At 70.6% G+C, this 26,924-nt stretch carries 23 protein-coding genes and 1 tRNA gene; 9 read left to right on the top strand and 15 right to left on the bottom strand.

Features of this window, described 5'->3' with window-relative positions; genetic code table 11:
• The first annotated feature begins 63 nt into the window (after window positions 1-63).
• Window positions 64-3,300: a S41 family peptidase gene (locus tag OG787_RS28670; RefSeq protein ID WP_369035204.1), complete on the top strand. Its 3,237-nt coding sequence runs from the start codon at window positions 64-66 to the stop codon at window positions 3,298-3,300.
• Window positions 3,301-3,421: 121 nt separating this feature from the next.
• Here the strand turns inward: OG787_RS28670 and OG787_RS28665 are convergent, their stop codons facing one another.
• The 4 genes from OG787_RS28665 to OG787_RS28650 form a co-directional block, all read right to left on the bottom strand.
• Window positions 3,422-3,691 carry a hypothetical protein gene (locus tag OG787_RS28665; protein WP_369035203.1) on the bottom strand — a complete coding sequence of 90 codons (270 nt, stop codon included), beginning with the start codon at window positions 3,689-3,691 and terminating at the stop codon, window positions 3,422-3,424.
• A 94-nt stretch (window positions 3,692-3,785) separates the two neighbouring features.
• On the bottom strand, window positions 3,786-4,682 hold the full coding sequence (locus tag OG787_RS28660; protein ID WP_369035202.1) for an SDR family oxidoreductase: 897 nt from the start codon (window positions 4,680-4,682) through the stop codon (window positions 3,786-3,788).
• Complete coding sequence (locus OG787_RS28655; RefSeq protein WP_405536956.1) at window positions 4,679-5,629, bottom strand: alpha/beta fold hydrolase; 951 nt, start codon at window positions 5,627-5,629, stop codon at window positions 4,679-4,681. The genes OG787_RS28660 and OG787_RS28655 overlap by 4 nt, the downstream gene beginning before the upstream one ends.
• Window positions 5,626-7,146, bottom strand: a complete 1,521-nt coding sequence (locus OG787_RS28650; RefSeq protein ID WP_369035200.1) for a flavin-containing monooxygenase — start codon at window positions 7,144-7,146, stop codon at window positions 5,626-5,628. The genes OG787_RS28655 and OG787_RS28650 overlap by 4 nt, the downstream gene beginning before the upstream one ends.
• 211 nt (window positions 7,147-7,357) lie before the next feature.
• Here OG787_RS28650 and OG787_RS28645 point away from each other — a divergent pair, with 211 nt between their 5' ends.
• Both OG787_RS28645 and OG787_RS28640 read left to right on the top strand, forming a co-directional pair.
• On the top strand, window positions 7,358-7,984 hold the full coding sequence (locus OG787_RS28645) for a MerR family transcriptional regulator (protein WP_369035221.1): 627 nt from the start codon (window positions 7,358-7,360) through the stop codon (window positions 7,982-7,984).
• Between the two features lie 222 nt (window positions 7,985-8,206).
• Window positions 8,207-9,457, top strand: a complete 1,251-nt coding sequence (locus OG787_RS28640; protein WP_405536954.1) for a recombinase family protein — start codon at window positions 8,207-8,209, stop codon at window positions 9,455-9,457.
• A gap of 47 nt (window positions 9,458-9,504) precedes the next feature.
• On the opposite strand, the gene OG787_RS28635 is transcribed toward OG787_RS28640, so the two are convergent.
• Window positions 9,505-10,308 carry an exodeoxyribonuclease III gene (locus OG787_RS28635; protein WP_369035198.1) on the bottom strand — a complete coding sequence of 268 codons (804 nt, stop codon included), beginning with the start codon at window positions 10,306-10,308 and terminating at the stop codon, window positions 9,505-9,507.
• A 69-nt stretch (window positions 10,309-10,377) separates the two neighbouring features.
• Here OG787_RS28635 and OG787_RS28630 point away from each other — a divergent pair, with 69 nt between their 5' ends.
• Window positions 10,378-10,857 carry a GNAT family N-acetyltransferase gene (locus OG787_RS28630; protein WP_369035197.1) on the top strand — a complete coding sequence of 160 codons (480 nt, stop codon included), beginning with the start codon at window positions 10,378-10,380 and terminating at the stop codon, window positions 10,855-10,857.
• Between the two features lie 77 nt (window positions 10,858-10,934).
• Here the strand turns inward: OG787_RS28630 and OG787_RS28625 are convergent, their stop codons facing one another.
• The 9 genes from OG787_RS28625 to galU all read right to left on the bottom strand — a co-directional run bounded on the left by OG787_RS28625 (window position 10,935) and on the right by galU (window position 18,635).
• Complete coding sequence (locus tag OG787_RS28625; protein ID WP_369035196.1) at window positions 10,935-11,606, bottom strand: response regulator; 672 nt, start codon at window positions 11,604-11,606, stop codon at window positions 10,935-10,937.
• Window positions 11,567-12,877, bottom strand: coding sequence for a sensor histidine kinase (locus OG787_RS28620; protein WP_405536951.1), 1,311 nt, complete (start codon window positions 12,875-12,877; stop codon window positions 11,567-11,569). Before OG787_RS28620 ends, OG787_RS28625 begins: the two co-directional genes overlap by 40 nt.
• A 168-nt stretch (window positions 12,878-13,045) precedes the next feature.
• A tRNA-Ala gene (locus OG787_RS28615) sits at window positions 13,046-13,119 on the bottom strand.
• A gap of 138 nt (window positions 13,120-13,257) precedes the next feature.
• Window positions 13,258-14,493 (bottom strand): gephyrin-like molybdotransferase receptor GlpR, encoded by a 1,236-nt coding sequence (gene glpR, locus OG787_RS28610; protein ID WP_405536950.1) that lies wholly within the window; start codon window positions 14,491-14,493, stop codon window positions 13,258-13,260.
• A 166-nt stretch (window positions 14,494-14,659) separates the two neighbouring features.
• Window positions 14,660-15,265 (bottom strand): GNAT family N-acetyltransferase, encoded by a 606-nt coding sequence (locus OG787_RS28605; RefSeq protein WP_369035186.1) that lies wholly within the window; start codon window positions 15,263-15,265, stop codon window positions 14,660-14,662.
• A 26-nt stretch (window positions 15,266-15,291) separates the two neighbouring features.
• Window positions 15,292-15,843 (bottom strand): molybdenum cofactor biosynthesis protein B, encoded by a 552-nt coding sequence (locus tag OG787_RS28600; protein WP_405536948.1) that lies wholly within the window; start codon window positions 15,841-15,843, stop codon window positions 15,292-15,294.
• Window positions 15,840-16,322, bottom strand: coding sequence for a cyclic pyranopterin monophosphate synthase MoaC (gene moaC / locus OG787_RS28595; protein ID WP_405536946.1), 483 nt, complete (start codon window positions 16,320-16,322; stop codon window positions 15,840-15,842). The genes OG787_RS28600 and moaC overlap by 4 nt, the downstream gene beginning before the upstream one ends.
• 61 nt (window positions 16,323-16,383) lie before the next feature.
• The gene (gene glp, locus OG787_RS28590; RefSeq protein ID WP_405536944.1) at window positions 16,384-17,727 is read right to left on the bottom strand and encodes a gephyrin-like molybdotransferase Glp; all 1,344 of its coding nucleotides are present in this window, start codon (window positions 17,725-17,727) and stop codon (window positions 16,384-16,386) included.
• A gap of 5 nt (window positions 17,728-17,732) precedes the next feature.
• A complete protein-coding gene (gene galU / locus OG787_RS28585) occupies window positions 17,733-18,635 on the bottom strand; it encodes a UTP--glucose-1-phosphate uridylyltransferase GalU (protein WP_369035183.1) in 903 nt (300 codons plus the stop codon).
• A gap of 110 nt (window positions 18,636-18,745) precedes the next feature.
• Between galU and OG787_RS28580 the strand changes: the two genes are divergently transcribed.
• On the top strand, window positions 18,746-19,354 hold the full coding sequence (locus OG787_RS28580; RefSeq protein ID WP_369035182.1) for a 5-formyltetrahydrofolate cyclo-ligase: 609 nt from the start codon (window positions 18,746-18,748) through the stop codon (window positions 19,352-19,354).
• A 56-nt stretch (window positions 19,355-19,410) separates the two neighbouring features.
• Here the strand turns inward: OG787_RS28580 and OG787_RS28575 are convergent, their stop codons facing one another.
• Window positions 19,411-22,170 carry a penicillin acylase family protein gene (locus tag OG787_RS28575; protein ID WP_369035181.1) on the bottom strand — a complete coding sequence of 920 codons (2,760 nt, stop codon included), beginning with the start codon at window positions 22,168-22,170 and terminating at the stop codon, window positions 19,411-19,413.
• 258 nt (window positions 22,171-22,428) lie between these two features.
• Here OG787_RS28575 and OG787_RS28570 point away from each other — a divergent pair, with 258 nt between their 5' ends.
• The 4 genes from OG787_RS28570 to OG787_RS28555 all read left to right on the top strand — a co-directional run bounded on the left by OG787_RS28570 (window position 22,429) and on the right by OG787_RS28555 (window position 26,810).
• Window positions 22,429-23,934: a potassium/proton antiporter gene (locus tag OG787_RS28570; protein ID WP_369035220.1), complete on the top strand. Its 1,506-nt coding sequence runs from the start codon at window positions 22,429-22,431 to the stop codon at window positions 23,932-23,934.
• A gap of 228 nt (window positions 23,935-24,162) precedes the next feature.
• Window positions 24,163-25,440 carry an MFS transporter gene (locus tag OG787_RS28565; protein WP_405536941.1) on the top strand — a complete coding sequence of 426 codons (1,278 nt, stop codon included), beginning with the start codon at window positions 24,163-24,165 and terminating at the stop codon, window positions 25,438-25,440.
• Window positions 25,441-25,509: 69 nt separating this feature from the next.
• Window positions 25,510-25,857: an FmdB family zinc ribbon protein gene (locus tag OG787_RS28560; RefSeq protein ID WP_369035179.1), complete on the top strand. Its 348-nt coding sequence runs from the start codon at window positions 25,510-25,512 to the stop codon at window positions 25,855-25,857.
• Between the two features lie 92 nt (window positions 25,858-25,949).
• Window positions 25,950-26,810, top strand: coding sequence for an S-methyl-5'-thioadenosine phosphorylase (locus OG787_RS28555; RefSeq protein WP_369035178.1), 861 nt, complete (start codon window positions 25,950-25,952; stop codon window positions 26,808-26,810).
• The last annotated feature ends 114 nt before the right edge of the window (window positions 26,811-26,924 follow it).

Below are 26,924 nucleotides of genomic sequence, written 5' to 3'. Positions count from 1 at the left end.
TCACATGTCCCGCGGGTGATTTCAGAAGTTGCTGGGGCCCGTTTCCCGGAAAAGCATGGGGAGGTGAGCTATCTGCGCCTGCCCCACCTCAGCGACGACCTGCTGTGCTTCGTAGCCGAGGACGACCTCTGGCTCGCCTCCCTCGACGGGCCCGGCCGAGCCTGGCGGCTCACCGTCGACCGTACGAAGGTCGGGCACCCGCGTTTCTCGCCGGACGGACGGCACATCGCGTACACGAGCTGGCGCAGTCTCGTGCCCGAGATCCACCGGGCGCCGGTCGACGGCGGCCCGGCGCAGCGGCTCACCTACTGGGGCAGCGCCGACACCCAGGTCTGCGGCTGGTCCCCGGACGGGGACATCCTCGCCGTCGCCTCGCACGGCCAGCCCTTCTCCTACTTCACCTGGGCCTACAGCGTCCCGGCGGGCGGCGGCCCCGGCGGCCGGCTCCCCTGGGGCCCGGTCTCCGACATCCAGGTCGCCGACATCGAGGACGAGCGCAGGACCCTCCTCCTCACGGGCACCCCGCCCCACGAACCGGCCGCCTGGAAGCGCTACCGGGGCGGCGCCATGGGCCGCCTCTGGCTGCACGGCGAGCGCCTCCTCCCCGACCTCGAAGGCCACCTGCACTCCCCCATGTTCGTCGGCGACCGCATCGCCTTCCTCTCCGACCACGAGGGCATCGGCAACCTGTACTCGTGCGCGTACGACGGTTCCGGCCTGCGCCGGCACACCGACCACGACGCCTTCTACGCCCGGCACGCCTCCAGCGACGGCACCCGCGTCGTCTACCAGTGCGCGGGCGACCTCTGGATCGTCGACGACCTCGCCGCCGACTCCCTCCCCCGCCGCCTCGACGTACGGCTCGGCGGCCCCCGCGCGGGCCGGCGTACGTACCAGGTGCCCGCCGCTCAGCACGTCGACGGCATCTCGGTCGACGAGACGGGCCGCGCGAGCGCCGTCGTCGTACGAGGAAGTCTTTACTGGCTGACACACCGGGACGGCCCCGCCCGGACGATCACCGACACCCCCGGCGTACGGGTCCGGCTCCCCGAGATGCTCGGCTCGGGCGGCCAGGTCGCGTACGTCACGGACGCGGAGGGAGAGGACGCGATCGAGATCGCCTACCTCCCGAGGGCCAGCGGGGAGCGCGAGCCGAGGCGGCTGGCGTCGGGCGCGCTGGGCCGGGTACTGGAACTGGTGTCCGACCCGGCGGGCGAACGCCTGGCCATCGCGGCCCACGACGGCCGCCTCCTCCTCATCGACGCGACGGAGGACTCGAACGGGGACGCGACGGAGCTGATCTGCTCCCTCAACGGGCCGGTCACCGACCTGGCCTTCTCCCCGGACGGCGCCTGGCTGACCTGGTCGCACCCGGGCATCGGCCGCTCCCTCCGCCAGATCAAGATGGCCCGGATAAAGGACCGCCTGATCGTCGACGTGACGAACGGCCGCTTCGAGGACGAGAACCCGGTCTTCACGAGGGACGGCCGCTACCTGGCCTTCCTCTCCTGGCGCGGCTTCGACCCGGTGTACGACGTCCACACGGGCGACCTCTCCTTCCCGCTCGGCTGCCGCCCCTACCTGGTCCCGCTCTCCTCGGCGACCCCCTCCCCCTTCGCCCTGTCCCCCGACGGCCGCCCGGCCGCGGGTGGCCTGGACCCCGAGGAGGAGGGCGGGGACGGCACGGTGACCGTCGAGGTGGAGGGCCTGGAGAGCCGCGTCACCCCCTTCCCGGTCACCGCCTCCAAGTACTCGGCGCTGTACCCGGTCGCGGGCGGCGGACTGGTCTGGCTGCGCTGGCCGATCTCGGGCGCGCTCGGCGAGACGTTCGCGAACCCGGCGGACACGAGCGGTCGGCCGACGCTCGAATACTTCAACATCAGCAAGGCCAAGAAGTCCGAACTCGTCGACCACCTCGACTGGTTCGCGGTCAGCGGCGACGCCTCACGGCTGGTGGTCGTGGACGACGACGAGCTGCGCGCGGTGCCGTCCACCGACCCGGGCGACAGCGATACGACGGTCTGGATCGACCTGCGCCGGGTCCTGCACGAGGTCTGCCCCCCGGCGGAGTGGCGCCAGTCCTACGAGGAGGCGGGCCGCCTGATCCGCGCCTACTTCTGGGAGCCCCAGATGTGCGGCATCGACTGGGACGCGGTGCTGGAGCAGTACCGCCCGCTGGTCGAACGGGTCGCGTCCCCCGACGAGTTCGCGGACCTGCTCCGCGAGGTCCTGGGCGAGCTGGGCACGTCCCACGCGTACGTCACGGCCGCCCGCCGCAACGAGGGCCCACCGCACTACCAGCGCAGGCAGGGCCTCCTGGGCGCCAACTTCGTCCGCAGGGAGGGCGGTTGGATGCTGGACCGCATCCTCCCCGGCGACTCCTCGGACTCCAAGGCCCGCTCCCCGCTGGCCGGTTCGGGAATCCGGGAGGGCGCTCTGCTCACGCATGTGGACGGCCGCCCGGTGGACCCGGTGACGGGCCCGTTCCCGTTGCTGGCGGGGGCGGGCGGTACGACGGTGGAGCTGACGTTCACACCGGCGGAGGACTCTCGGGGCGAGGGAAGGGCCAGGCGGGTCGCGGTGGTCCCCCTGATCGACGAGCGGCCGTTGCGCTACCAGGACTGGGTGGCCAAACGCCGGGAAGTCGTACGGGAGTTGAGCGGAGGCCGGTGCGGCTATCTGCACATCCCCGACATGGGCGGCTCGGGCTGGGCCCAGTTCAACCGCGATCTGCGCATGGAGGTGTCGAGGCCCGCGCTCATCGTCGACGTACGCGGCAACGCGGGCGGCCACATCAGCGAGCTGGTGGTGGAGAAACTGACCCGCACGATCCTGGGCTGGGACCTGACCCGCAACGCCCAGCCGGTGTCGTACGCCTCAAATGCGCCCAGGGGCCCGGTGGTCGCCCTGGCCGACGAGGCGACATCGTCGGACGGCGACATGATCACGGCGGCCTTCAAGTTGCTGGAGCTGGGCCCGGTGGTGGGCCAGCGAACCTGGGGCGGAGTGGTCGGCATGACCGGCCGCCACCGCCTGGGCGACGGCACGGTGATCACGGTCCCGATGAACGCGGCCTGGTTCGACACGTACGGCTGGACGGTCGAAAACCAGGGCGTGTCCCCGGACCTGGAGATCCTGCGCACCCCCTTGGACTGGGCAGAGGGCCGCCACGTGGAAATGGACGACGCAATCCGCCTGGCCCTGACCCTCCTGGACACACACCCGGCGGCCACCCCACCGACGTACGACGGCGTCCCGAACAGAGCAAGACCAAAACTCCCCCCGCGTGGACGTACCTAGGGGCGCGGGGAACTGCGCGACAAGCCCCCACCGGGCCCGCACCCAACAACGCACCCCACAAAGCAGGATGTGGGGTGCCCTCAAAACCAAGGGCACCCCACATCATCGGCTCAAGCCAGGACTAGATGTCGTAGTCCTGGTTCAACCGGTCCTCTTCCTCCCGCATGGCCCGCTCCGTGTCCTCGTCGCGCGGCCGCCCCCGCTCAGGAGTCTCCTCCCGCCCCTGCTTACGCTCCTGGCCAGGCCTACGCTCCTGACCCTGCGGGCGCTCGCCCTGCTGACGCTCGCCCGGCTGACCCTGCTGGCGCTCGCCCTGCTGGCGCTGACCCTCCCGGGTCCGCTCCATCTTCTCCTTGGCCTGCCGGGCCTTCTCCTGCATCTCGTCCTTCATGCCCATGTGAGTTCACTCCCGTAAGTGGGTGAGGGGATCGGGGCTCGACCAGACTCACACGCCAGCACAAAGCACGCATTTCGATCAGTAACGTTCAGTCACTGCCAGTGCCCGACCCCACGCCCCGGGCCTCCTCATCGGCCGCTCCACCAGCCCCCACAAGCCCTGTTCCCATCCCCTGCAACCGCCCCGAGAACCGCCCGACCTCGCGCTGCCCGACCGCCCCGATCAGCCCCGGCAGATACCCCCGCACCCCCTGCATCCCGCGCAGCCACCACTGCCCGTACACATGGCTGGACCGCCGCTCGATCCCGGCCACGAGCCGGTCGACGGCCGGCCCCAGCGGATACGTCTTGCCGGCCGGCCCCGGCAACCGCTGCCTCAACTCCCGCATGACGTCGTCCTGATCGGCCCCGCGGACCATGTCGGTGTCGGTCCAGGACAGATACGCGACCCCCACCCGGACGCCCTTGTACCCGACCTCGGCCCGCAGACAGTGCGCGTACGCCTCGACACCCGCCTTGGACGCGCAGTACGCGGTCATCATCGGCGCCGGGGTGATGGCGGCGAGAGAGGCGATCTGGAGCAGGTACCCCCTGCTCTCCGTCAGCACCGGCAGAAACGCCCGCGCCGTGACCGCCGACCCGATCAGATTGACCTCGATGACCCGCCGCCAGGACTCCGGATCGGAGTCGACGAAGGGCCCGCCGCTCGCGACCCCCGCGTTGGCGACGACGATGTCGACCTTCCCGAACCGCTCCTTGACCTCCGCCGCCACCCGGGACATCGCCTCGTGGTCGGTGACATCGGCGTACCAGGCCTGGCTCTCGGTGTGGAGCCGCTCGGAGACCTGCTTGAGCGCGTCGGCCTCCAGCCCGACCAGCGCGACCTTGGCCCCGCGCGCGGAGAGCTTGCGCGCGAGCAGCTCACCGACCCCCCGAGCCGCCCCGGTCACGACAGCGACCTGCCCGTCCAGACTGACCTTGCTCATGCGCCCTCCTCGATCCGTACGTCGGCCTCTGTACCGTGCGCGTCCAACTGCCCGTACGCCACCACGAGTTCACGAATCACCCCGGTCACCACCTCCGGCGCCTCGACCGGAGTCATGTGCCCCAGCCCGGCCAGCTCGGTCACACCGTGGCAGTCGGGCAGCGCGGCGGCCAGCGCCCGCGCGTGCACGGGCGGGGTCAGCCGATCGGCCGTACCGACGACAACAGCGGCCGGTACGGTCAACTCTCCTATGTCGGCGTCGAGTTGGACCCCGTCCAGCACCCGCGCCCATGCGTACCGCACCTTGCGCGGGCACGCGTGCGCGATCCTGGCGCACGCCTCGACCATGGCGGCCGACGAACCGGCGCCCATGGTCACGTACTTGAGGATGCGCCGGGAGACGGGCGTGACCGGACCGAACGGCGCGCGCGAACTGAGGCCCAGCCGTGTGAGCCAGGTCCGCAGCCGCCCGGCCCGCATCGGCACGACCAGCGCCTCGGCGACGAGCCGCGAACTGCCGGTGCTGCACAGCAGTACGGCCGCCGCGTGCTCCCGGAACCCCGGCCGCGTGGACGCTGCCAGTATCGTCATCCCGCCCATGGAGTGCCCGACGACCACGGCCTTCTCGCCGGGTGCGAGGCTGGCCGCGAGTACGGCTTCCAGGTCGTCGGCGAGTACGTCGGTGCTGTAGACGGGGCTCGCCGGGCTGCGTCCGTGGCCGCGCTGGTCGTAGGCCACGACCCGGTGATCGGGGGCGAGTTCGCGGATCTGGGCGGCCCAGAAGGCGGTGGAGCAGGTCCAGCCGTGGGAGAGGACGACCACGGGTCCGTCATCGACGCCGTGCACCTCGACATGCAGCCGGGCCCCGTCGGCGGAGACGGCGGTGAGTTCACGGACGGGGACAGGAGGGGCGTACGGACCGCCCGTCACGGACGTCAACCGGCTCACGCGCCCACCCCCACAGCCGAGTTGGTCTCGCCGGTGCCGACGGTCGCCGCCCGCAGAACCTCGTACTCGGCGAGATCCACACGCCGGGTCGCCCGCCGGAACTCGGATGTCGTACCGGGCCAGACGGTGGTGTTGCGCCCCTCGGCGTCGAGGTACCAGCTGCTGCACCCACCCGTGTTCCACACCGTGCGCCGCATCCGCTCCTGCACCCGCCCGTTCCAGGCGTCGACGGCGGAAGGCCGGGCATCGAGAGCCACCCGCCCCCCGAGAACGCCCAACTGCCGTACGTAGTCGGCCATGTAGTTCAGCTGGGACTCGATCATCAGGATCATGGAGGAGTTCCCGAGGCCGGTGTTGGGCCCGATGATCGTCATCCAGTTGGGGAACCCGGCGGCGGAGGCTCCGCGCAGCGCCCGCATCCCGCTGCCCGCCCAGGCCTCGGCGAGCGTACGCCCGTCGGCGCCGACGACCCGGTCGGCGATGGGCATGTCGGTGACGTGGAACCCCGTACCGAAGACGATGGCGTCGACCTCGGCGGTGCTCCCGTCGGCCCCGACGACAGTGGACCCGCGGACCTCGCTCAACCCACTGGCGACGACGTCCACATTGGGGCGGGTCAGGGCCGGGTAGTACTCGCTCGACAGCAGGATGCGCTTGCAGCCGATGCGGTAGTCGGGGGTGAGCTTGGCGCGCAGGGCCGGGTCCTTGATCGAGCGGCTCATGTTCCGCTTGGCCAGCGCCTCCACCACACCCAGCTCGCCCGGGTGCTTGGTGAACGCCTGGACCTGCAACTCCCGCATGCCCCACAGGAGTCCGCGCCGCAGCCGGGTGGTGAAGGGCAGCGCGCGGTGCACGGCGCGCTCGGCGCCGCCGATGGCCCGGTCGACGCGGGGCATCACCCAGGGCGGGGTGCGCTGGAAGAGGGTGAGGCGGGAGACGTCGGGCTGGACGGCGGGCACGATCTGGATGGCGGAGGCCCCGGTGCCGACCATCGCGACCCGCTTGCCGCGCAGGTCGTAGTCGTGGTCCCAGCGGGCGGAGTGGAAGACCTTGCCGGGAAAGGTGTCGAGCCCCGGAATGTCCGGCACCTTGGGATCGGAGAGGGGCCCGGTGGCGGAGACGACGAGATCGGCGAGCAGGGTCCCACTGCTGGTCTCGATGACCCACACCAACCGCCCCCCGTCCCAAGTCATCGTCTTCACCTCGGAGTTGAGGCGGAGATGGGGCCGCAGCCCGAAGACATCGGTGACGTGCTCCAGATAGGCACGGATGTGCTCCTGCCCGGAGAAGGCACGCGGCCAGTCGGGATTGGGCGCGAAGGAGAAGGAGTAGAGGTGGGAGGGCACATCGCAGGCGCACCCCGGATAGCTGTTGTCCCGCCAGGTCCCGCCGACGCTGCCGGCCCGCTCCAGCACGACGAAGTCGGTGATCCCCTCGCGGCGCAGCCGCACGGCGGCCCCGAGCCCCCCGAACCCGGACCCGATCACCGCCACCCGCACATGCTCGTGTTCGGCCATGCCGATGCCTCCATGCGTCGTACGCGACTCCGCCAGTGAACACTGGCGCAATGGGGAGAGTAGAGGAGGGGCGTACTGACCGGTAGGGGCCGGAAGGAGGAAAGTTACCGACGGTACGCCTTAGGGTTCCGACGTGGCAGACGCAGACGCAGACACGGCGGAGAACGCCGAAGGACGCGAACACCGGACGGAGTACCGGATGGAGTACCGGATGGAGGAGCTGGCCGACCTGGCCGGCATCACCGTCCGCACCCTGCGCTTCTACCGCGAACGCAAACTGATCCCACCGCCCCGCCGCGAGGGCCGCATCGCCTGGTACGACGACCACCACCTGGCCCGGCTGCGCACGATCTCGGCGCTCCTTGAACGCGGCCACACCCTGAGCGGCATCGCGGAACTCGCCGAGGCCTTCGACCACGGCCGGGATGTCGCCGACCTGCTCGGCCTCGGCGCCCCCACCGAGGAGACCCCGGTCCGCCTCACCCCCGAGGACCTCGCCGACCGCTTCGGCCCGGACGCCACCCCCGAGAACCTCGCGGCCTCGATGGACCTCGGCTATCTGGGCATCGACGGCGACCAGATCGTCCACATCAGCCGCAGCCTCCTGGAGGCGTCGGCGGCGCTGGTCCAGGAGGGCATCCCGCTGTCGGCGGTCCTGGCGGCGGGCAAGCGGGTACGCGACCACGCGGACGCCCTGGCCGAGATCTTCACGGACGTGATCCTCACCCACGCCCCGGAGGGCGACCCGGCCCGCCTGCGCCCACTGGCCCGCCGGGTGGTGGAGGCGGAACTGTCACTGGCGCTGGACCGTCAACTCAGCAGACGGCCGACTTCCTGAAGATTCACTCCATAGAGCCAATTTCCAACTAACAGAGAACAAACTTCAGTTCACACTCCGAAAGTGGGACCGAAAGACCCCGGCGGCTGTCCTACCAGCCCCGGGGCACGGCCGACACTGACAAGGAGTGCCAACATGCCCAAGAGTAGTTGCGCACAGGCTCCACCGACTTCACCTTCCGGCGGTCAACCACACGCCCTCGCCGTACTACGCCTCAGCAACGTGACCAGCGTGACCACCTCGCCTGCCCGGCAGCGCGCCACCATCCAACTCTGCGCCGAGCGCCTCAACTTCGCGCTGATCGGCGAAGCTGCCGACCTTGGCGTCTCAGCGTGCCAGACGTCTCCATTCGAGAGGCCGTCCTTGTCGTCCTGGCTGTGTCGCCCGCAGGAGTACAGCGCTGTTGTGTGGTCCCACGTGGACCGCGCCGTGCGATCCGTGGCACACATGGCCGAGTTGGTCGCTTGGGGGCGCCAACAGGACCGGACGCTCGTCTTCGGAACATCCGAGGACCACAGGCCCCTCGTAGTGACACCACAGGCGAACGGCGCCACCATCCGTCGATGCATGGACCTCGCCCACACCGCCGAGCAAGAGGCGCGCACCATCTCCGAACGGCTCACCGGCAGCCATGAGGCGCTGCGTGCCGCCGGTCGCTACGGCGGCGGCCTGGTCCCCTTCGGCTACCTCAAGGCGCCGCACCCGTCTGGTAGCGGATGGTGCCTGACTCCTGACCCCGAAACGACCCCAGTCGTCCGAACCATCGTGGAAGAAGTTCATGCGGGACTCTCGCTGATCGCCATTGCACGGAAACTCAACGAGACAGGCGCACTGGTGCCCCGCGACCGCCACGCCCAGCTTCAAGGACGTCCGTTGGGAGGCCGACGCCACGGGCGCGACTTCGAACGCTTCCGCTGGACGTCCGGAACCCTGTCCAAGGTGTTGCGCAGCCCGTCACTGATGGGCCATCGCGTGCATCAAGGGCAGACCGTTCGCGATACCGCAGGGCTACCCGTGCTGATCGGTCCGCCGTTGCTCACCGAGGACGAGTTCCGCACCCTCCAGGCCGTCCTTCTGGCGCGTTCGAATGGCACTCGTCGCGAGCGCCGGACAACGAGTGCCCTGCTCACTGGAGTGGCCCACTGCGAGGGCTGCGAGGGGCGTATGTACTTCGCCGTACGGAAGGGGTATCCGTACGGCGACTACGGGTGTCGTGCCACCGCCCGAGGCGACGTGTGCCCTGCGCCCGCCTCAGTGCGCTCGGACTGGCTTGAGGAATACGTCGTCAGCCGCTACCGCCAGACAGTCCCGGCGGAAGAAGTTGTGGCCCGGGAGGACCTTCTTCGCGACGGAGTCCGCGTCACCGTCGCCAAAGGCCGCAAAGGGGGAGGCGCCAAGCGCCTGACCGGGCCCGACACCACGCGCCTGGTCTTCACCATGCAGGAACCACCAACCGTACGGTGGGAGAACTGAGACCACCGGGGCGGGCCGCACAGATCAGGGCGGTCCGCCCCGCACTGTCAGGTCTCGAAGACCACCGTCACCGGTGCATGATCCGACCACCGCTGCTCATGACTGGCGGCGCGCTCCACCATCCCCTTGGCCGCACGCCCCGCGAGCCCGGCCGTCGCGGCAATGAGGTCGATCCTCCATCCTGCGTCGTTGTCAAAGGCCCGCCCCCGATAAGACCACCACGAGTACGGCCCCTCGACCTCCGGATGCAGCGCCCGCACCACATCCACGTACCCGCCGTCCCCCGCGTCGAGCACCCGCCCGAGCCACTCCCGCTCCTCCGGCAGGAACCCGGAGTTCTTCTGGTTGGCGCGCCAGTTCTTGAGGTCGGCCGGCTGGTGGGCGATGTTCCAGTCACCGCAGACGACGACCTCGCGCCCGTCGGCGGCGGCCCGCTCCCGCAGGTCCTTCAGATAGGCGAGAAACTCGTCCATGAAGCGGATCTTCTCGTCCTGCCGGTCCGTACCGACCTCCCCGGACGGCAGATACAGGCTCGCGACGGTGACACCGGGCAGGTCGGCCTCGACGTACCGGCCGCTGCCGTCGAACTCGGCGGAGCCGAAGCCGACCTGGACGCGGTCGGGCTCGCGGCGGCTGTAGAGGGAGACGCCGGCGCGGCCCTTGGCGGCGGCGGGCGCGTGCGTGACGTACCAGCCCTCGGGCGCGCGGACCTCCTCCGGCAGCTGCTGGGCTTCGGCGCGCACCTCCTGGAGGCACAGCACATCGGCGGAGGTCTCGGCGAGCCACTCCACGAAGCCCTTCTTCGCGGCGGCCCGCAGTCCGTTCACATTCACAGAGGTCACTGTCAGCACGCGGGCACGATACCCGCCCGACCGAAACTCCCTGGCGACAGGAGTGCGCATAGATGTACGGTGGTTGGCATGAATATCCGCCGGGTCTCCTTCGACCACCCCGACGCCGTGAAGCTCAACGACCAGGTCCAGGCCGAGTACGCCGCCCGCTACAACGACGACGGAGACGTCACGCATCTCGACCCGGCGATGTTCGACCCGCCGTCCGGCCTGTATCTGATCGCGTACGACGAGCAGGACCGCCCGATGGCCACCGGCGGCTGGCGCGGCCACGACGAGGAGACCGAGGAAGGTTATCTGCCCGGCGACGCCGAGCTGAAGCGGATGTACGTCGTCGAGGAGGCCCGCGGTCTCGGCCTGGCCCGCCGCATACTCGCCGCCCTGGAGGACGACGCCCGCACCGCCGGCCGTACCCGCATGGTCCTGGAGACGGGCGACAGACAGCCGGAGGCCATCGCCCTCTACACCTCCAGCGGCTACGAACCCTGCGAGAAGTTCGGCTACTACCGCCACTTCGAATCGAGCCACTGCTTCGCGAAGAGCCTGTAGGGCCGATAGCCGATAGCCGATGCCCATAGCCGATACGGGGGGGGGCCGGTCGGCTCACGCCCGCGCAAACAGGTTCCTCACGCCCGCAGATAGGTGAGCACCGCCAGCACCCGCCGATGCGTCTCGTCCGCCGGAGGCAACTCCAGCTTCGCGAGAATGCCACCGATGTGCTTGCCGACGGCCGCCTCGGAGACGACCAGTTCCCGCGCTATCGAGCCGTTGGACCGGCCCTCCGCCATCAGCGCCAGCACCTCGCGCTCACGCGGGGTCAGCCGCTCCAACGGGTCGCGGCGCCGGCGCAGCAACTGCCGTACGACCTCGGGGTCGACGACCGTACCCCCGTCCGCGACCCGCCCCAGCGCGTCGACGAACTCCTCGACCTGCCCGACCCGGTCCTTGAGCAGATACCCCACGCCGGTGCCGTCCCCGGAGTCGAGCAGCTCGGCGGCGTAGGCCCGCTGGACGTACTGGCTGAGGACGAGCACGGGCAGCGACGGCCGCGTCTCACGCAGCCGCACCGCGGCGTGCAGCCCCTCGTCCCGAAACCCGGGCGGCATGCGTACGTCCGTCACCACGATGTCGGGCTCGTGCTCGGCGACCGCCGCGAGCAGCGCCTCGGCGTCCCCGACGGCACCGACGACCTCGTGCCCAACACGATTGAGCAGCCCGATCAGCCCTTCCCTGAGCAGCACGCTGTCCTCGGCGAGGACTACGCGGAGCGCCGGCCGCGATCCGTCAACTGGCTCCACTCGCAAGGAATCTCCACCCGCAGCGACGTAGGTCCACCCGGCGGGCTGGACAGGGAAAGTCTGCCATCGAGCACTGACACCCGGTCCGAGAGCCCGGTGAGCCCGCTGCCACCCCCGGGATCGGCCCCACCGCACCCGTCGTCCCGCACCTCGACGAACAGCCGCCCCTCACGATGCCCGCCCCCGACCTCGGCCCGACTGGCCCCGCTGTGCCGGTCGACGTTGGCGAGCGCCTCGCAGACCACGAAGTACGCGGCCGACTCCACGGCCCGGGGCAGACGTCCGGGCAGGTCGAGGCTGACGTCCACGGGCACGGCCGCACGATCCGCGGCGTCGGCCACGGCAGCCTGAAGCCCATAGTCCGCGAGCACCTGGGGATGGATCCCGTGGATCAGCTCGCGCAGTTCCTCCAACGCGCTCCCCACCTCCCCCTGGGCCTTGGCCAGTTGCTCGGCGAGCGGCGACTCCGGCGGCGCGTCCAGCCGGGCCACTCCGAGAGTCACCGACAGGGCGACCAGCCGCTGTTGGGCCCCGTCGTGCAGATCACGCTCGATCCGCCGCCGCTCGGCCTCGAAGGCGTCCACCAACCGGACCCGGGAACGGGCGAGTTCGACGACCCGCTCCCCCAACTCGACGTCACGGGCGGCGATGAGCAACCGCGTCAGCCCGGCCCGAGCCCCGGCGACAACGCCAAGCGCATAGGCACACAGGCCAAGCAGTACCAGCCCAACAACGGAGACCCCAAAGGCAGTCGGCCACCCGGTGACGGTCCACTCCTTGAGCACCTTGGCCTCCTGCCCGTCGCCGACGGTGGCCATCAGCACCGGAGTCGCCACGAGGGACACCGGGACGAGCAGCCCGACGGCGACGACAAGAGCGTCCACGGGCCACAACAGCCCCGCGAACAGCACCACATACCCCAGCTCCCGCCAGGTGGCCCGCTCCCGCAACCGCACGACCAGCCAGGCCCGCAGCCCCGGCACCACGGGCTCCCGATGCGGATCGGGCACCGCCTCAGCGTCGACGATCCGCAGCCTGAGCCGCTCGACCCGGGCGACAGGAAGCCCGCAGAGCGCGAGGGCGACCAGCAGCGGCAGCCCCACCAGCACCACGGCGAGCGCCCCACCGGCCACCACCATGAGCACGACCAGCACAAAGACGAAGGCCCCGGTCACGGCCCCACTGACGAGATAGACGACCGCCCGCCAGGGCCACCACGACACCAGAAACCCCGGCCGGCCCATGGCCTGCCACACGCTCTTCGACTGCATGACGATCACGGTAGGAGGCGCATGCCGGTCCCACCATGGGCCCAGCGGGCGGGTTGGGGGTATGCCTGTCCCTACCCCAAGTCACGGAAAACCCCTCGGACTTGCCCGGCCTCCCCCGGACATGCCGAAGCCCCGACGGGAAAACCCGCCGGGGCTTCGAGCTGTGCGTGGACCTGTGGGGATTTGAACCCCAGACCCCCTCGATGCGAACGAGGTGCGCTACCAGACTGCGCCACAGGCCCTTGCAACGAGTGAAACTCTAGCATCCCGATCCGGGTGCTCGGAAATCCGTTCCGCGCCCTCGGTCGAGGCCTCCGCACGCTCCCCCACCTGCCCGAAGTTCGGGCCGGGTGCGGCCGGGCGGAGGCGTGTGGTGCTCGTTACTCGTTGGCCGCGCGGGGCCGCTCGCCGTCCTCGTACTGGTCGAACAGGGGCGTGCGGCCACGCTCGCGGGCCCGGCGGGCGGATGCCGCGCGGCGGGCGTCGGTGCGGCCGTCCGCACCCTCCGGGCCTTCCTGGCCCTGCTCCGACTCCGGCTCGGACGACAGGTCCGTCTCCGACTCCGCCACGTCCTCCGTCGTCGCCGACTCCTCCGACTCGCGCCCCACCGTGCTCGACCGCGCCGAACTCCACGCGTCCGGTGCGCCGAGGTCCACGTCGGACGTGGCGCGGGGGGCGACCGGGGCCGTCACGTACGTCGGCAGGGGTACCGGGACCGGGTCCCAGCTGTCGCCGTGGCCGGGGCGGCGCTGGCGTTCGCGCTGCTGGTCGACCCACTCCGCGTGGTCGGTCTGCTCGACCAGCGCACGCCGGTCCGCGGCGAGCGCGGACAGGGCCGACAGACCGGGGTCGGTCTCCGGCTCCGGGTGCTCGTCCTGGTCCTCGGCCCCGGGGTCGGTGGACGGCCGCCGCCGGGGCTGGCGCTCGCGCAGTCGCTGCGCGGCCAGCTCGGCCTGGCGCCGGTCCATCTGGTAGGCGAAACGGCGCCGTTCCTGCGTACGCAGATAGGCGATGTATCCGCTGAGCATGACCGCCGGGACGGCGGGGGCCCAGAGGAGCGCGAGTCCGCCGACCGCCGCGACGATCGCGCCGAGCGTGAAGGCGAAGAACAGCATCACCGTCGTACGCCGACGGCGCGCGAGCACCTTCGAGCGCCGGGCGCGCGCGGCGGCTTCCGCCGAGGTGCCCGCGCTCCGACGAGCCGCCGGTACACGCTCGCGCTCCCGTTCCCTCGTCGGGGCCGGGGCCGACGCCTGCTGCTCCCGCTTCGGCGCCCTCTGCTGCGCCGGAGCCTGCTCCTGTTGAACCTGTTCCTGTACCTGGGCCTTTGCCTGGGGACGGGCCGGGGGCATGGCGAAGGCCCGGACGTCCACCGAGTCGGTGACACCCTCCGGGTCTCCGGCGCTGTGCTCCCCCTCGTCGGTGGAGCGCGCCCGCAGGTCCTTGGCGTACCGGCGCTCCATGCCCGCCCGTCCGGACAGGAGCCGGATGGCGGTGCTGAAGCGTTCCGTCGGACGAGCCTCGTTCAGCTCGTCCTGCCTACGGAGCCACATCGGCACCAAGTAGGCGGCCCAGGCCCCGACAATGACTGCGTAGATGAGGCCGCTGCTGCTCACGCCTCACACGGTAGAGGGGTTTGTGTGAGGCCATCTGCCAATTGAGCCGGTGTGTCGCACGATCTGGCTGATATTTCGAGCTTTTTTTGTGATCGGTGCGATCAGCGGGTCATCGAGGGTGCGCATTTGGCACCCGAAGTCGATCGCTTTCGAACACTTATTCAATTTACGCGGGATTCCGTGGGGTGTTCTGGGATCGTGCCCGCTGCCAGCGGCTCAGCAACCCCTCGGGCACCTCTTCCGCTGTGAGCGCGAAGACAAGATGGTCCCGCCAGGCGCCGTCGATGTGGAGATAGCGGGGCCTGAGTCCCTCCTCGCGGAATCCGAGTTTCTCCACGACCCGGCGGCTGGGCCCGTTCTCAGGTCGAATGCAGACTTCGATGCGGTGCAGTCCGACCGTGCGGAAGCAGTGGTCGACAGCGAGGGCGACCGCCGTCGGCATGACGCCCCGGCCCGCGACCGCCTCGTCCACCCAGTAGCCGACGTGGCCCGAGCACATCGAGCCCCAGGTGATTCCGGCGACCGTCAACTGCCCGACCAGTTGCCCCCGGTACTCGATGGCGAACGGCAGCATCCGGCCCGCGTTCGCCTCCGCGCGCAGATGGCGGACCATCTGCCGGTAGGTCGGCCGGTGGGCGATCGGGCCGCTGGGCGTGGGCGGCGGGATCGTCGCCTCCCAGGGGCGCAGCCAGTCCCGGTTGCGCCGGTTGACCTCGCGCCAGACCCGCTGGTCGCGCAGCCTGACGGGCCGGAGGACGACATCGCCGTCCACCAGCTCGACCGGCCAGGATGGGCTGTTCAGCTCGCACCCCCACTGCTGCCGCCGGGTCTGGGGTGATCGCCGCCCCGGATCTGGTCGACGGCGTGCTTCAACAAGGGTTCCAGCACCGCCAGTCCGTCCTTCACGCCGCCGCTGGAACCCGGCAGATTGACGATCAGCGTGCCGTCCGCGACTCCGGCGAGTCCGCGCGACAGCGCCGACGCCGGCACCTTCTCCCGGCCGAACGCCCGGATGGCCTCGGCGATGCCCGGGATCTCCCGGTCGAGCACCGCGCGGGTCGCCTCCGGGGTGCGGTCGGTGGGCGAGATGCCGGTGCCGCCGGTGGTGACGACGACGTCGTACCCGGCCTCGACGGCGACCCGCAGGGCGTCCTCCACCGGGTCCCCGTCGGGCACGACCCACGGTCCGTCGACGGCGAAGCCGAACTTCTCCAGCCCCGCCACGAGCACCGGGCCGCTCTTGTCCTCGTACACGCCCGCCGCCGCGCGGTTGGACGCGGTCACGACCAGGGCGGCGTACGGCGCGAGCAGCGCGCCCCCGGCGTCGGCAGGCAGCGTCACCGGTGTCATGACCGGCTCCAGTCGCCCGACTTCCCGCCGGTCTTCTCCTCCACCCGGACGTCCGTGATGACCGCTCCCTTGTCGACAGCCTTGACCATGTCGATCACGGTGAGCGCGGCGACCGAGACCGCGGTGAGGGCCTCCATCTCGACGCCCGTGCGGTCCGTCGTCCTCACGGTGGCCAGGATCTCGACGGCGTCGTCCGCGACCGACAGATCCAGTTTCACACCCGACACCGACAACGGGTGGCAGAGCGGGATCAGATCCGGGGTGCGCTTGGCGCCCATGATGCCCGCGATCCGCGCGGTGGCCAGGGCGTCGCCCTTGGGGACGCCCTCCCCGCGCAGCAGCTCGATCACGCGGGGCGAGACGAGGACACGTCCGCTGGCACGGGCGGTCCGCGCGGTCACGTCCTTCCCGGATACGTCGACCATGCGGGCGGCGCCCGCCTCGTCGATGTGTGTCAGTCGGTCGTCCTGCGTGCTCATGTGCTGCGGCGCTCCCGGTCGGGCCTGTTGTGCGCGACACGGTACTCCCAACCCGCGCCTCTCAGCCGCCCCAGCCCACCGGCCGGCCGAGCAGCACGACCTCGACATCGGCGCCGGGCTCCAGGGACTCCGTGTCCTCGGGTACGACGATCAGCGCGTCGGCGTGCGCGAGGGCCGCGATCAGGTGGGAGCCGGCGCCGCCGACCGGCGTCACGCGCCCGTCCGCGTAGGTGCCGCGCAGGAACTGGCGGCGCCCGGCGGGCGAGGTCAGCGCCTTGCCGGTCTCCAGGACCGCTCTGGCCGTGGGCCGGTGGACGTCGGGCAGCCCCATCAGGGCACGGATCGCGGGCCGCACGAACAGTTCGAAGGAGACGTACGACGACACCGGGTTGCCCGGCAGGGCGAGCAGCGGGGTGTGGTCGGGGCCGACGGTGCCGAAGCCCTGGGGCTTGCCGGGCTGCATGGCGAGCTTGCGGAAGTCGACGCCGGCGCCGGGCTCGTCCTCGTCGGCGACGTGCGAGAGGGCCTCCTTGACCACGTCGTAGGCGCCCACGCTGACGCCTCCGGTGGTGACGACGAGGTCGGCGCGGACGAGCTGGTCCTCGATGGTGGAGCGGAGGGTCTCGGCGTCGTCGGCGACCGCGCCCACGCGGTAGGCGATCGCGCCGGCGTCCCGGGCGGCGGCGGTGAGGGCGAAGCTGTTGGAGTCGTAGATCTGGCCGCCGGCGAGCTTCTCGTCGGGCTGGATCAACTCGCTGCCGGTGGACATGACGACCACGCGCGGGCGCGGGCGCACACGGACGGTGCCGCGGCCGATCGCGGCGAGCAGGGCGATCTGCGGCGGGCCGAGGACGGTGCCCTCGGCGAGGGCGCGGTCGCCGGCCTGGACGTCGCTGCCCTGCGCGCGCACATGCGCGCGTGCCGGTGCCGGGCGGTGCACGCAGACCTGGCCCTTGGGGCCCTCGGGGTCCGCGCTGCCGGGGCGCATCCCGGTGACGGGGCCCTCGCCGAGGCCCCCGTCGGTCCACTCCACGGGGACGACGGTCTCGGCGCCGGGCGGGAGCGGGGCGCCGGTCATGATGCGGGCGGCCTGGCCGGGGCCCACGTGGAGCAGTCCGTCCTGGCCGGCCGCGACGTCCCCGATCACCGTCAGGGCGGCCGGGTACTCCTCGCTCGCGCCCGCGACATCGGCGACCCGGACCGCGTACCCGTCCATGGAGCTGTTGTCGAACGGCGGCAGGGAGACCTGCACCGTGACGTCCTCGACCAGGACGCAGCCCTGGGCGTCGAGGAGTTGCAGCTCGATGGGTTCGAGGGGGCGGACGGTCGCGAGGATGTCCTCCAGGTGTTCGTCCACCGACCACAGGTGGTCCTGGCCGGTGGTGCGGGGCGCGGCGCTGCTCAACGTTGCTACATCTCCTCGGCTACGTAACTGCGAAGCCAGGTCCGGAAGTCCGGGCCCAGGTCTTCACGTTCGCATGCGAGTCTGACAATGGCACGCAGGTAGTCGCCGCGGTCCCCGGTGTCATAGCGGCGGCCCTTGAAGACGACGCCGTGCACGGGGCCGCCGATCTTCTCGTCGTCGGCGAGCTGCTGGAGGGCGTCGGTGAGCTGGATCTCGCCGCCGCGGCCGGGCTCGGTCCGGCGGAGGATGCCGAAGATGTGCGGGTCGAGGACGTAGCGGCCGATGATCGCGTAGTTCGACGGGGCGTCGGCCGGCTCGGGCTTCTCGACCAGGCCGGTGACCTTGACGACGTCGCCGTCGACGGTGGCCTCCACGGCCGCGCAGCCGTACAGGTGGATCTGCTCGGGGGCGACCTCCATGAGGGCGATCACGCTGCCGCCGTGCTGCTCCTGGACCTCGACCATGCGCTGGAGGAGGGGGTCGCGGGGGTCGATGAGGTCGTCGCCGAGGAGGACGGCGAAGGGCTCGTGGCCGACGTGCGGGGCGGCGCACAGGACGGCGTGGCCGAGGCCCTTGGGGTCGCCCTGGCGGACGTAGTGCATGGTGGCGAGGTCGCTGGACTCCTGGACCTTGGCGAGTCGCGCGGCGTCGCCCTTCTTCTGAAGGGCGGACTCCAGCTCGTAGTTGCGGTCGAAGTGGTCCTCAAGAGGGCGCTTGTTGCGTCCCGTGATCATGAGGACGTCGTCGAGGCCCGCGGAGACGGCCTCCTCGACCACGTACTGGATCGCCGGCTTGTCGACGACCGGCAGCATCTCCTTGGGAGTGGCCTTGGTGGCCGGCAGGAACCGGGTGCCGAGGCCTGCTGCGGGGATGACAGCCTTGCTGATCCTGGGGTGCGACTCAGTCATGGCCGCAACCTTATCCGGTGCCTTTGGGCCGATTCTGAGGCTCCGATTAATTGACCCTCATATCAGCATATGAACCATATGAGAGTTCCGGGAACGACAGTGGGAGAGCCATGGAGGCACAGCCTGACAAGCGAATGTTGCGGCGGGACTTCCTGGCGGTGAGAAGCAGGTTGACGGCCGACGACGTCGGGGAAGCGGCGACGGCCCTGGCCGCCCGCGCGCTCGGCCTGCCCGAACTCGCGCACGCGCGCACGGTGGCCGCGTACGTCTCCGTGGGCACCGAACCCGGCACCCGCACCCTCCTGGACGTCCTCCACGCGCGCGGGGTGCGCGTCCTGCTGCCGGTCCTCCTCCCGGACAACGACCTCGACTGGGGCACGTACACCGGCGAGGGGTCTCTGGTGGAGGTGCGGCACGGCGGGCGGATGGCCCTGCTGGAGCCGTCCGGCGAGCGCCTCGGCGCGGACGCCGTGACGACCGCCGACGCCGTCCTGCTGCCCGGCCTGGCCGTGGACGACCGGGGAATGCGCCTGGGGCGCGGCGGAGGCTCGTACGACCGCGTGCTGGCCCGACTGGAGCGGTCGGCAGCCGATCCGGCCCTGGTGGTGCTGCTGTACGACTCCGAGGTCGTCCCCGGTGTCCCGGCCGAGCCGCACGACCGGCCGGTGCACGCGGTGGTCACGCCTTCGGGAGCACACCGGTTCCGCGAGCCCTCGTAGAAGGGGAAACGGCCCTCCACGCGCGCGTGGAGGGCCGTTTCAGGACTACCGCAGGCTCATGGCTTCAGCAGCAGCGTGTCGTTCGTGCTGTCCTCGACCGCCTTGTCCGTGAAGGACCAGTCCAGCAGTTCGCCGTCGACCCACTTGCCCGTCTGGTCGGTGTAGTGGTCGCTGAAGGCGTGCCCGGAGGCTCCCGTCAGGTTGATCCACTTCGACTTGTCGAGGTCGCCGAGGTTGACCACCATCCGCATCGACGGCACCCAGACGACGCCGTAGCCGCCGGCCGCGTTCCAGCCGGTCGCGTTGACCGTCGCCTCGCCGCCGCCGAGCTTCCAGGGGCCGCGGTTGAGGATGTACTGAAGGAAGCCGGGGCCCTCGGTGCCCAGGGTCTGGTTCTTCAGGAACAGGCGGTGCAGCCGGCCCCAGCTCCAGGTGTCGATGTCCTTGCCGAGCTTGGCGGTCAGCTCCCAGCGGGCGTCCGTCATGGCGCGCGAGAACAGCTGGTCGCGGTTGGTCGCGGCCTTCTCGGTGCGGGTCTTCGGCGTGCTCCACCAGTCGTTGTCCGTGTCGTTGATGATCCTGCGGACCACCTCGAACCAGCGGTCGCCACCGTCCGGCTGCGCCTGGTCCGCGTCCCGCTGACCGCATTCGAGGACGCGCTGGTCCGCGTCGGCGGGGCTGGTGGTGTTGACCGGCTTCACATAGAGGCACTGGCCCTTGACCCGCACCTCCTTGGGCAGCTTGTTGCCGAAGGCGAGCTTCAGGATGTTGCGCCAGACCGCGTTGAAGTAGGCCGCCGCGGCCGAGTCGGCGTCCTGGGTGTAGTCCCAGCCCACCAGGAGCTTCTGCGCCTCGCGGACGTACTTGTCCTTGACGTCGATCGCCAGCAGCTTGGGCACCAGCAGCCTGGCGATCTCGCTGCTGTTGTCCAGCTGCATCTGGCGCATGTCGTCGGTGGAGATCTTGCCGCCGCCCCTGATCTTCGAGGCGATCAGGTCGGCGATGCGCTGGCTGCGGGTGCCGTAACCCCAGTCCGTGGTGAGCGTGTACGGGTACTTGGCCTTGTCGACCACGGCCTGGTTGGCGGTCACGATGTAGCCGCGCGTGGGGTTGAACTCGAAGGGCAGCTCGGACTGCTTGAGATAGCCGGTCCAGCGGTACTTGGAGTCCCAGCCGGGGACCGGGAGCGAGCCGTCGTCGCCCGCCGCGCGCGTGGGGATGAGTCCGGGCAGCTGGTAGCCGATGTTGCCCTCGGTGTCCGCGTAGACGAGGTTCTGCGAGGGCACGTCGAAGGAGGCCGCCGCCGCGCGGAACTCGGTCCAGTTGGACGCCTTGTCCATCAGGAAGACGGCGTCCATGGACTTGCCGGGGTCCAGCGCGGTCCAGCGCAGCGCGATGCCGTAGCCGTCGCCCCGGTCGGGGGCGGAGGCGTCGACGGTGGCCTTCTTGCCGACCTTGACCAGCTCGTCGTCGCGGTCGGACAGCAGGGGCCCGTTGTCGGTCTCGCGGACGACGATCGTCTTGGACTCGCCGCCCGCGACCTTGATGGTCTCCTCGCGCGTGGTGAACGGCTTGGTCCTGTTGTCGACCAGGTAGCCGTCGCCGGAGAGCTTCTCCAGGTAGAGGTCGGTGACGTCGGCGCCCGAGTTGGTCATGCCCCAGGCGATGTCACCGTTGTGCCCGATGATCACACCGGGCATGCCCGCAAACGTGTACCCGGAGACGTCGTACTGGCACTTGGCGGAGACGCTGCGGCAGTGCAGGCCCATCTGGTACCAGACGGACGGCAGCGACGGCGACAGGTGCGGGTCGTTGGCCAGCAGCGGCTTGCCGGTGATGGTGTGGGCGCCCGAGACGACCCAGGAGTTCGAGCCGATGCCGTTGCCGTTCACACCGACGGCCGTCGGGACGTCGTCCAGGACCCGGTAGAGGCCCTCCAGCTGGCTCTGGAGCGCCGCGGAGTCCGCGGCGGCGTAGGACGACGTACCCGACCCCGAGGAGCCGGTCTGCGTGCTCGTGCCGGTGCCGCTCTTGACGAACGTCCCGGACGAGGCGTCGTACTCGCCCTCCTGGACGATCGGCTTGTTGCGGCTGTACGGGTACTCCGGGTACAGGTCGGCGATCTGCTGCGGGCCGAGGCGGCTGGTCAGCAGGGAGCGGTCGATCTCGTCCTGCATGTTGCCGCGCAGGTCCCAGGCCATCGCCTTCAGCCACGCGACCGAGTCGACCGGGGTCCACTCCTGCGGCTTGTAGTCGTTGCTGAACCCGAGGGCCGCGTACTCCAGGGAGATCTCGGCGCCGTCCTTGCCCTTGAGGTAGGCGTTGACCCCCTTGGCGTAGGCCTGGAGGTACTTCTTCGTGGCGGGCGACAGGGTCTCGTCGTACTCCTTCTTCGCCACCCGGTCCCAGCCCAGGGTGCGCAGGAACTCGTCGTTGTCGACCTGCCCCTTGCCGAACATCTCGGAGAGGCGGCCCGACGTCATGTGCCGGCGTACGTCCATCTCGTAGAACCGGTCCTGCGCCTGGACGTAGCCCTGCGCCATGAACAGGTCCTCGTCGGAGGAGGCGTAGATCTGCGGGATGCCGTAGCTGTCGCGCTTGACGTCGACGGGCCCCGACAGGCCTTCGAGCGAGATCGATCCCTTGGTCTGCGGGAAGGAGGCCCGGACGGTGCTCACGGACCAGAACGCGCCGTAGGCGACGCCTCCGATGATCGCCAGAACCAGGACGATCACGAACAGTCGGGCTTTGCGCCCCTTCTTCCTGCCGGACTTGCCGGGCTTGTGGCCGGAAGAGCTGGTGGTAGTGGGGGGCATCGCTGTCCTTGCTGTCCTAACGCGAGCGGCAGGCGGTACTGGAGTGCTGGAGCAACCATAGGCGCAGGGCCCGACGCGACTTGACGCGGAGTCGGGTACGCGAACGGACGGGCGTTCGATCATGCCTGCGGAAGCGTCAAGAAATCGTCAAGAGTTAGGTAAGGTAACGAAGTACTCGGGTGCGCGGTGACTTCACGTCGTGTCCGATGTACGTGACCCGCGCGCGTGCCGCGTCCGGGCCAGTGAAGGGAACGGCCGCTGACTGTCCACCATCTCAACCAGCTCCTGCTCGTCTGCTCGCTCGTCCTCCTCATCGCTGTGGCAGCGGTCCGGATCTCCTCGCGCAGCGGGCTCCCCAGCCTGCTCGTTTACCTGGGGATCGGCGTCGCCATGGGCCAGGACGGCATCGGCGACATCCACTTCGACAACGCCGAACTGACCCAGGTCATCGGATACGCGGCCCTGGTCGTGATCCTGGCCGAGGGCGGACTCGCCACGAAGTGGAAGGAGATCAAGCCCGCCCTCCCGGCCGCCTCCGCGCTGGCGCTGGTGGGGGTCGCGGTCAGCGTCGGGATCACGGCGACGGCCGCGCACTACCTGATCGGGCTGGAATGGCGGCAGGCGTTCATCATCGGGGCGGTCGTCTCCTCGACGGACGCGGCGGCGGTCTTCTCCGTCCTGCGGAAGATCCCCCTCCCCGCGCGCGTGACGGGCACGCTGGAGGCCGAGTCGGGCTTCAACGACGCCCCCGTGGTCATCCTGGTCGTCTCGCTGTCCACCGCGGGCCCGGTCGAGCACTGGTACACACTGCTGGGCGTCATCATCCTGGAGCTGGCCATCGGCGCCGCCATCGGCATCGCGGTCGGCTGGCTCGGCTCCTGGGGCCTCAGGCACGTGGCCCTGCCCGCGTCCGGCCTCTACCCCATCGCCGTGATGGCGATAGCCGTCACCGCGTACGCCGCCGGCGCCATGGCCCACGGCAGCGGCTTCCTCGCGGTCTACCTCGCCTCCATGGTCCTCGGCAACGCCAAACTGCCGCACTGGCCCGCCACCCGCGGCTTCGCCGACGGACTCGGCTGGATCGCCCAGATCGGCATGTTCGTCCTGCTCGGCCTCCAGGTCACCCCGCACGAGATGGGCGACGACATCTGGCCCGCGCTCGTCATAGGCCTCGCCCTGACCATGGTGGCGCGGCCCCTGAGCGTGCTGATCTGCCTGACGCCCTTCCGGGTGCCCTGGCAGGAGCAGACCCTGATGTCCTGGGCCGGACTCCGCGGCGCGGTGCCCATCATCCTGGCGACGATCCCCATGGTGAGCGGCGTCGAGGACAGCCGCCGCATCTTCAACATCGTCTTCGTCCTGGTCGTCGTCTACACCCTCGTCCAGGGCCCGACGCTCCCCTGGCTGGCCCGCAAACTGCACCTGGGCCAGGGCGAGGGGCCCGCCGACCTCGGCATCGAATCGGCACCCCTGGAGCGGCTGCGCGGGCATCTGCTGTCCGTCGCGATCCCCGACGGCTCCAAGATGCACGGCGTCGAGGTGGGCGAGCTGAGGCTGCCGCAAGGCGCCGCCGTCACCCTCGTCGTCCGCGATGAAAAATCGTTCGTTCCGCTTCCCACCACGGTCCTGCGCCGAGGCGACGAACTCCTCGTCGTGACCACCGACCCGGTCCGCGACGCGGCGGAACGACGCCTGCGCGCCGTCGGACAGGGCGGCAAGCTGGCCCAGTGGCTGGGGACGGGCGGCAACGGAGCAGAGGCGTGACGCACCTCTCCGCTTCCTTTCAGAGGTACGGGGTGCCATCGCCCCTGTACAGTGAAGGCGCACCCTGATCGAACCAACTCTGTCTGAAGCAGAGCTGGCGCGACCGTATGGCGGCCGGGACATCCTCTGCGGGGGCGTCGGCATCTACCGCAGTCCGCGCAAGAGGACAGCTCTCGGCGCCGCCCGTACGCACGGGGCCGCGCTACCAGGCAGCAGAAAGGCACGGCCGTGGCATCCACGGTCACCTACGGACAGCTGCTCCGCACCCCCGGCGCCTGGACGTTCCTGCTCCCCGGCTTCGCCGCGCGACAGCCGTTCGCGATGCTCACCATCTCCATCGTGCTGCTCGTCCGGCACACCACCGGCTCGTACGGCACCGCCGGCGCCGTGGCCGCCGTCACCGGCGTCTCCATGGCCCTGTGCGCGCCCTACGGGGGCCGCCTCGCCGACCGCCACGGACAGCGCGCGGTCCTCGTCCCCGGTGTCGTCCTGCACACCCTGTCCGGCCTCGCCCTGACGACGCTGGCGCTGACCGGCGCCCCCTTGTGGACCCTGTTCGCCGCCGCCGTCCTGACCGGCGCCTCCACGCCCCAGATCGGCCCCATGGTCCGTGCCCGTTGGGCGGCGAAGCTCCAGGACTCGCCCCTGATGCCGACGGCGGCGGCCTTCGAGTCCGTCACCGACGAGCTGACCTTCGTCTTCGGCCCGCTGCTCGCGACCGCCCTGTGCACGGCCGTCGACCCGGCGGCCGGCCTGGTCACCGAGGCCGCGCTGACCCTCCTCGGCGGCCTGCTGTTCGCGGCGCAGAAGAGCACCCAGCCGTCGGTGACGACGGCCGGTTCACTGAACGGGCGGCACGCGCGCGTGGAGCGCGTTTCCGCACTGGGCGTCCCCGGGGTACGCGTTCTGATCGTCGCGTTCCTCGGCATCGGCGCCGTCTTCGGCGGCATGCAGGTCTCGCTGGCCGCGTTCAGCGAGTCCATCGGCAACCCCGGCCTGAACGGCGTCCTGTACGGGGTCTTCGCCGCCGGCAACATGCTCTCCGGCCTGGTCTGCGGAGCCGTCGCCTGGCGCATGGCCCCGCAGCGGCGCCTGGTCGCCGGGTACGCGGCCCTCGCGGTCACCGCCTCCGGACTGTGGGCGGCCGACTCCGTCCTGACCCTCGCCGGGCTCGGCCTCCTGGTCGGCATGTGCATCGCGCCCGCGCTGATCACCGGCTACACCCTGGTCGACGCCCTGGTCCCGGCCGGCGCCCGCACCGAGGCGTTCACCTGGCTGACCGGCGCTGTCGCCCTCGGCCAGGCGGCGGCCGTCACCGCCGCGGGCCAGCTGGAGGACCGCCTGTGGGCCGGCGCCGGGTTCCTGGTCCCCATGGGCGGCACCCTGCTTGCCCTGACGACCCTGGTGGCCCTGCGTTCACGGCTCGCGCCACGGGTGACGATCCGTCCGGCGAGCCTGACCGTGGCACGTGGCGTCGGTCACCGCACGCCGGTGACAGTGGACTGATCGGCGGGAATACGTCACTATGGACGATCGTTAGCACTCATCGAGTGAGAGTGCCAGGAGGAAGACACAGTGCCGACCTACCAGTACCAGTGCACCGAGTGCGGCGAGGGCCTTGAAGCGGTGCAGAAGTTCACCGACGACGCCCTGACCGAGTGCCCCAGCTGCAACGGCCGCCTCAAGAAGGTGTTCTCCGCGGTCGGCATCGTCTTCAAGGGCTCCGGCTTCTACCGCAACGACAGCCGCGGCTCCTCGTCGAGCAGCGCGCCCGCGTCGAAGCCGTCGACGGCCACTTCTTCGTCGTCGTCCTCGGACTCGTCGTCGAGTTCGTCGGGCTCCTCGTCGTCCGGCTCGTCATCGAGCTCGTCCAGCTCCTCGTCGGGCTCCAGCAGCTCGTCGAGCACCAGCTCGGCCGCGTAAGCACCACTCGCAGCCTCTTTGCCCACGGGACCCTGTCGCCGCCTTACGGCGACGGGGTCCTCGGTGTTTCCGCGCGCGGCTAGGGTGCGGGCATGGTGAATCAGGCGAATCCCGGGAGCGCTCCGAGCGCCGAGATCGGCGTGATCGGCGGCTCCGGCTTCTACTCCTTCCTCGACGACGTGACCGAGATACATGTGGACACGCCGTACGGATCCCCCAGTGACTCCCTGTTCCTCGGCGAGGTCGCCGGCCGCCGGGTCGCCTTCCTGCCCCGGCACGGGCGCGGACACCATCTGCCGCCCCATCGCATCAACTACCGCGCCAACCTGTGGGCGTTGCGCTCGGTCGGCGTACGCCAGGTGCTCGCGCCGTGCGCGGTGGGCGGTCTGCGGCCCGAGTACGGTCCGGGCACACTGCTCGTGCCGGACCAGCTGGTCGACCGTACGAAGTCCCGGGTGGGAACCTTCTTCGACGGCCTGCCGCTGCCCGGCGGGGCCGTCCCAAACGTCGTTCACGTGTCCCTCGCCGACCCCTACTGTCCGGTCGGCCGCAAGGTCGCGCTGGAGGCGGCGCGTGGCCGCGACTGGGAGCCGGTGGACGGCGGCACGCTGACCGTGATCGAGGGACCGCGGTTCTCCACCCGTGCCGAATCGCTCTGGTACCGGGCGCAGGGCTGGTCGGTGGTGGGCATGACGGGCCACCCCGAGGCGGGCCTCGCCCGTGAACTGGAGCTCTGCTACACGTCGTTGACCCTCGTCACCGACCTCGACGCGGGCGCGGAGACCGGTGAGGGCGTCTCGCACGAGGAGGTGCTCCAGGTGTTCGCGGCGAACGTGGACCGGATGCGGGGCGTGCTGTCCGACGCGGTGGCGGCGCTGCCGGCGGGCGAGACGCGGGACTGCCTGTGCACGAAGGCGCTGGGCGGGATGGATCCGGGGTTCGAGCTGCCCTAACGGGGTCGGCGGGAGCGGAACTTCCCGTTCGGGTGAGCGAGTTGTCCACAACCGGTGAGTAACACACAGGCCTGAGCGGGGTTCGCCGAAAGGCCTCATCGTGGGGGCGCAAGC

The organism is Streptomyces sp. NBC_00075, assembly GCF_045041225.1.
Taxonomy (GTDB): Bacteria; Actinomycetota; Actinomycetes; order Streptomycetales; family Streptomycetaceae; genus Streptomyces; species Streptomyces adonidis.
Note: the sequence above shows the minus strand (reverse complement) of the source record. Positions and strands in the feature narration are given on the sequence as shown.

Bases quoted from the DNA above. Each gene is read 5' to 3' on its own strand.
- OG787_RS28665 (WP_369035203.1), bottom strand. From the start codon at position 3,691: ATGAAGGACGAGATGCAGGAGAAGGCCCGGCAGGCCAAGGAGAAGATG.
- OG787_RS28660 (WP_369035202.1), bottom strand. From the start codon at position 4,682: ATGAGCAAGGTCAGTCTGGACGGGCAGGTCGCTGTCGTGACCGGGGCG.
- OG787_RS28650 (WP_369035200.1), bottom strand. From the start codon at position 7,146: ATGGCCGAACACGAGCATGTGCGGGTGGCGGTGATCGGGTCCGGGTTC.
- OG787_RS28645 (WP_369035221.1), top strand. From the start codon at position 7,358: ATGGAGGAGCTGGCCGACCTGGCCGGCATCACCGTCCGCACCCTGCGC.
- OG787_RS28630 (WP_369035197.1), top strand. From the start codon at position 10,378: ATGAATATCCGCCGGGTCTCCTTCGACCACCCCGACGCCGTGAAGCTC.
- OG787_RS28620 (WP_405536951.1), bottom strand. From the start codon at position 12,877: ATGCAGTCGAAGAGCGTGTGGCAGGCCATGGGCCGGCCGGGGTTTCTG.
- OG787_RS28600 (WP_405536948.1), bottom strand. From the start codon at position 15,843: ATGACACCGGTGACGCTGCCTGCCGACGCCGGGGGCGCGCTGCTCGCG.
- moaC (WP_405536946.1), bottom strand. From the start codon at position 16,322: ATGAGCACGCAGGACGACCGACTGACACACATCGACGAGGCGGGCGCC.
- galU (WP_369035183.1), bottom strand. From the start codon at position 18,635: ATGACTGAGTCGCACCCCAGGATCAGCAAGGCTGTCATCCCCGCAGCA.
- OG787_RS28580 (WP_369035182.1), top strand. From the start codon at position 18,746: ATGGAGGCACAGCCTGACAAGCGAATGTTGCGGCGGGACTTCCTGGCG.
- OG787_RS28575 (WP_369035181.1), bottom strand. From the start codon at position 22,170: ATGCCCCCCACTACCACCAGCTCTTCCGGCCACAAGCCCGGCAAGTCC.
- OG787_RS28555 (WP_369035178.1), top strand. From the start codon at position 25,950: ATGGTGAATCAGGCGAATCCCGGGAGCGCTCCGAGCGCCGAGATCGGC.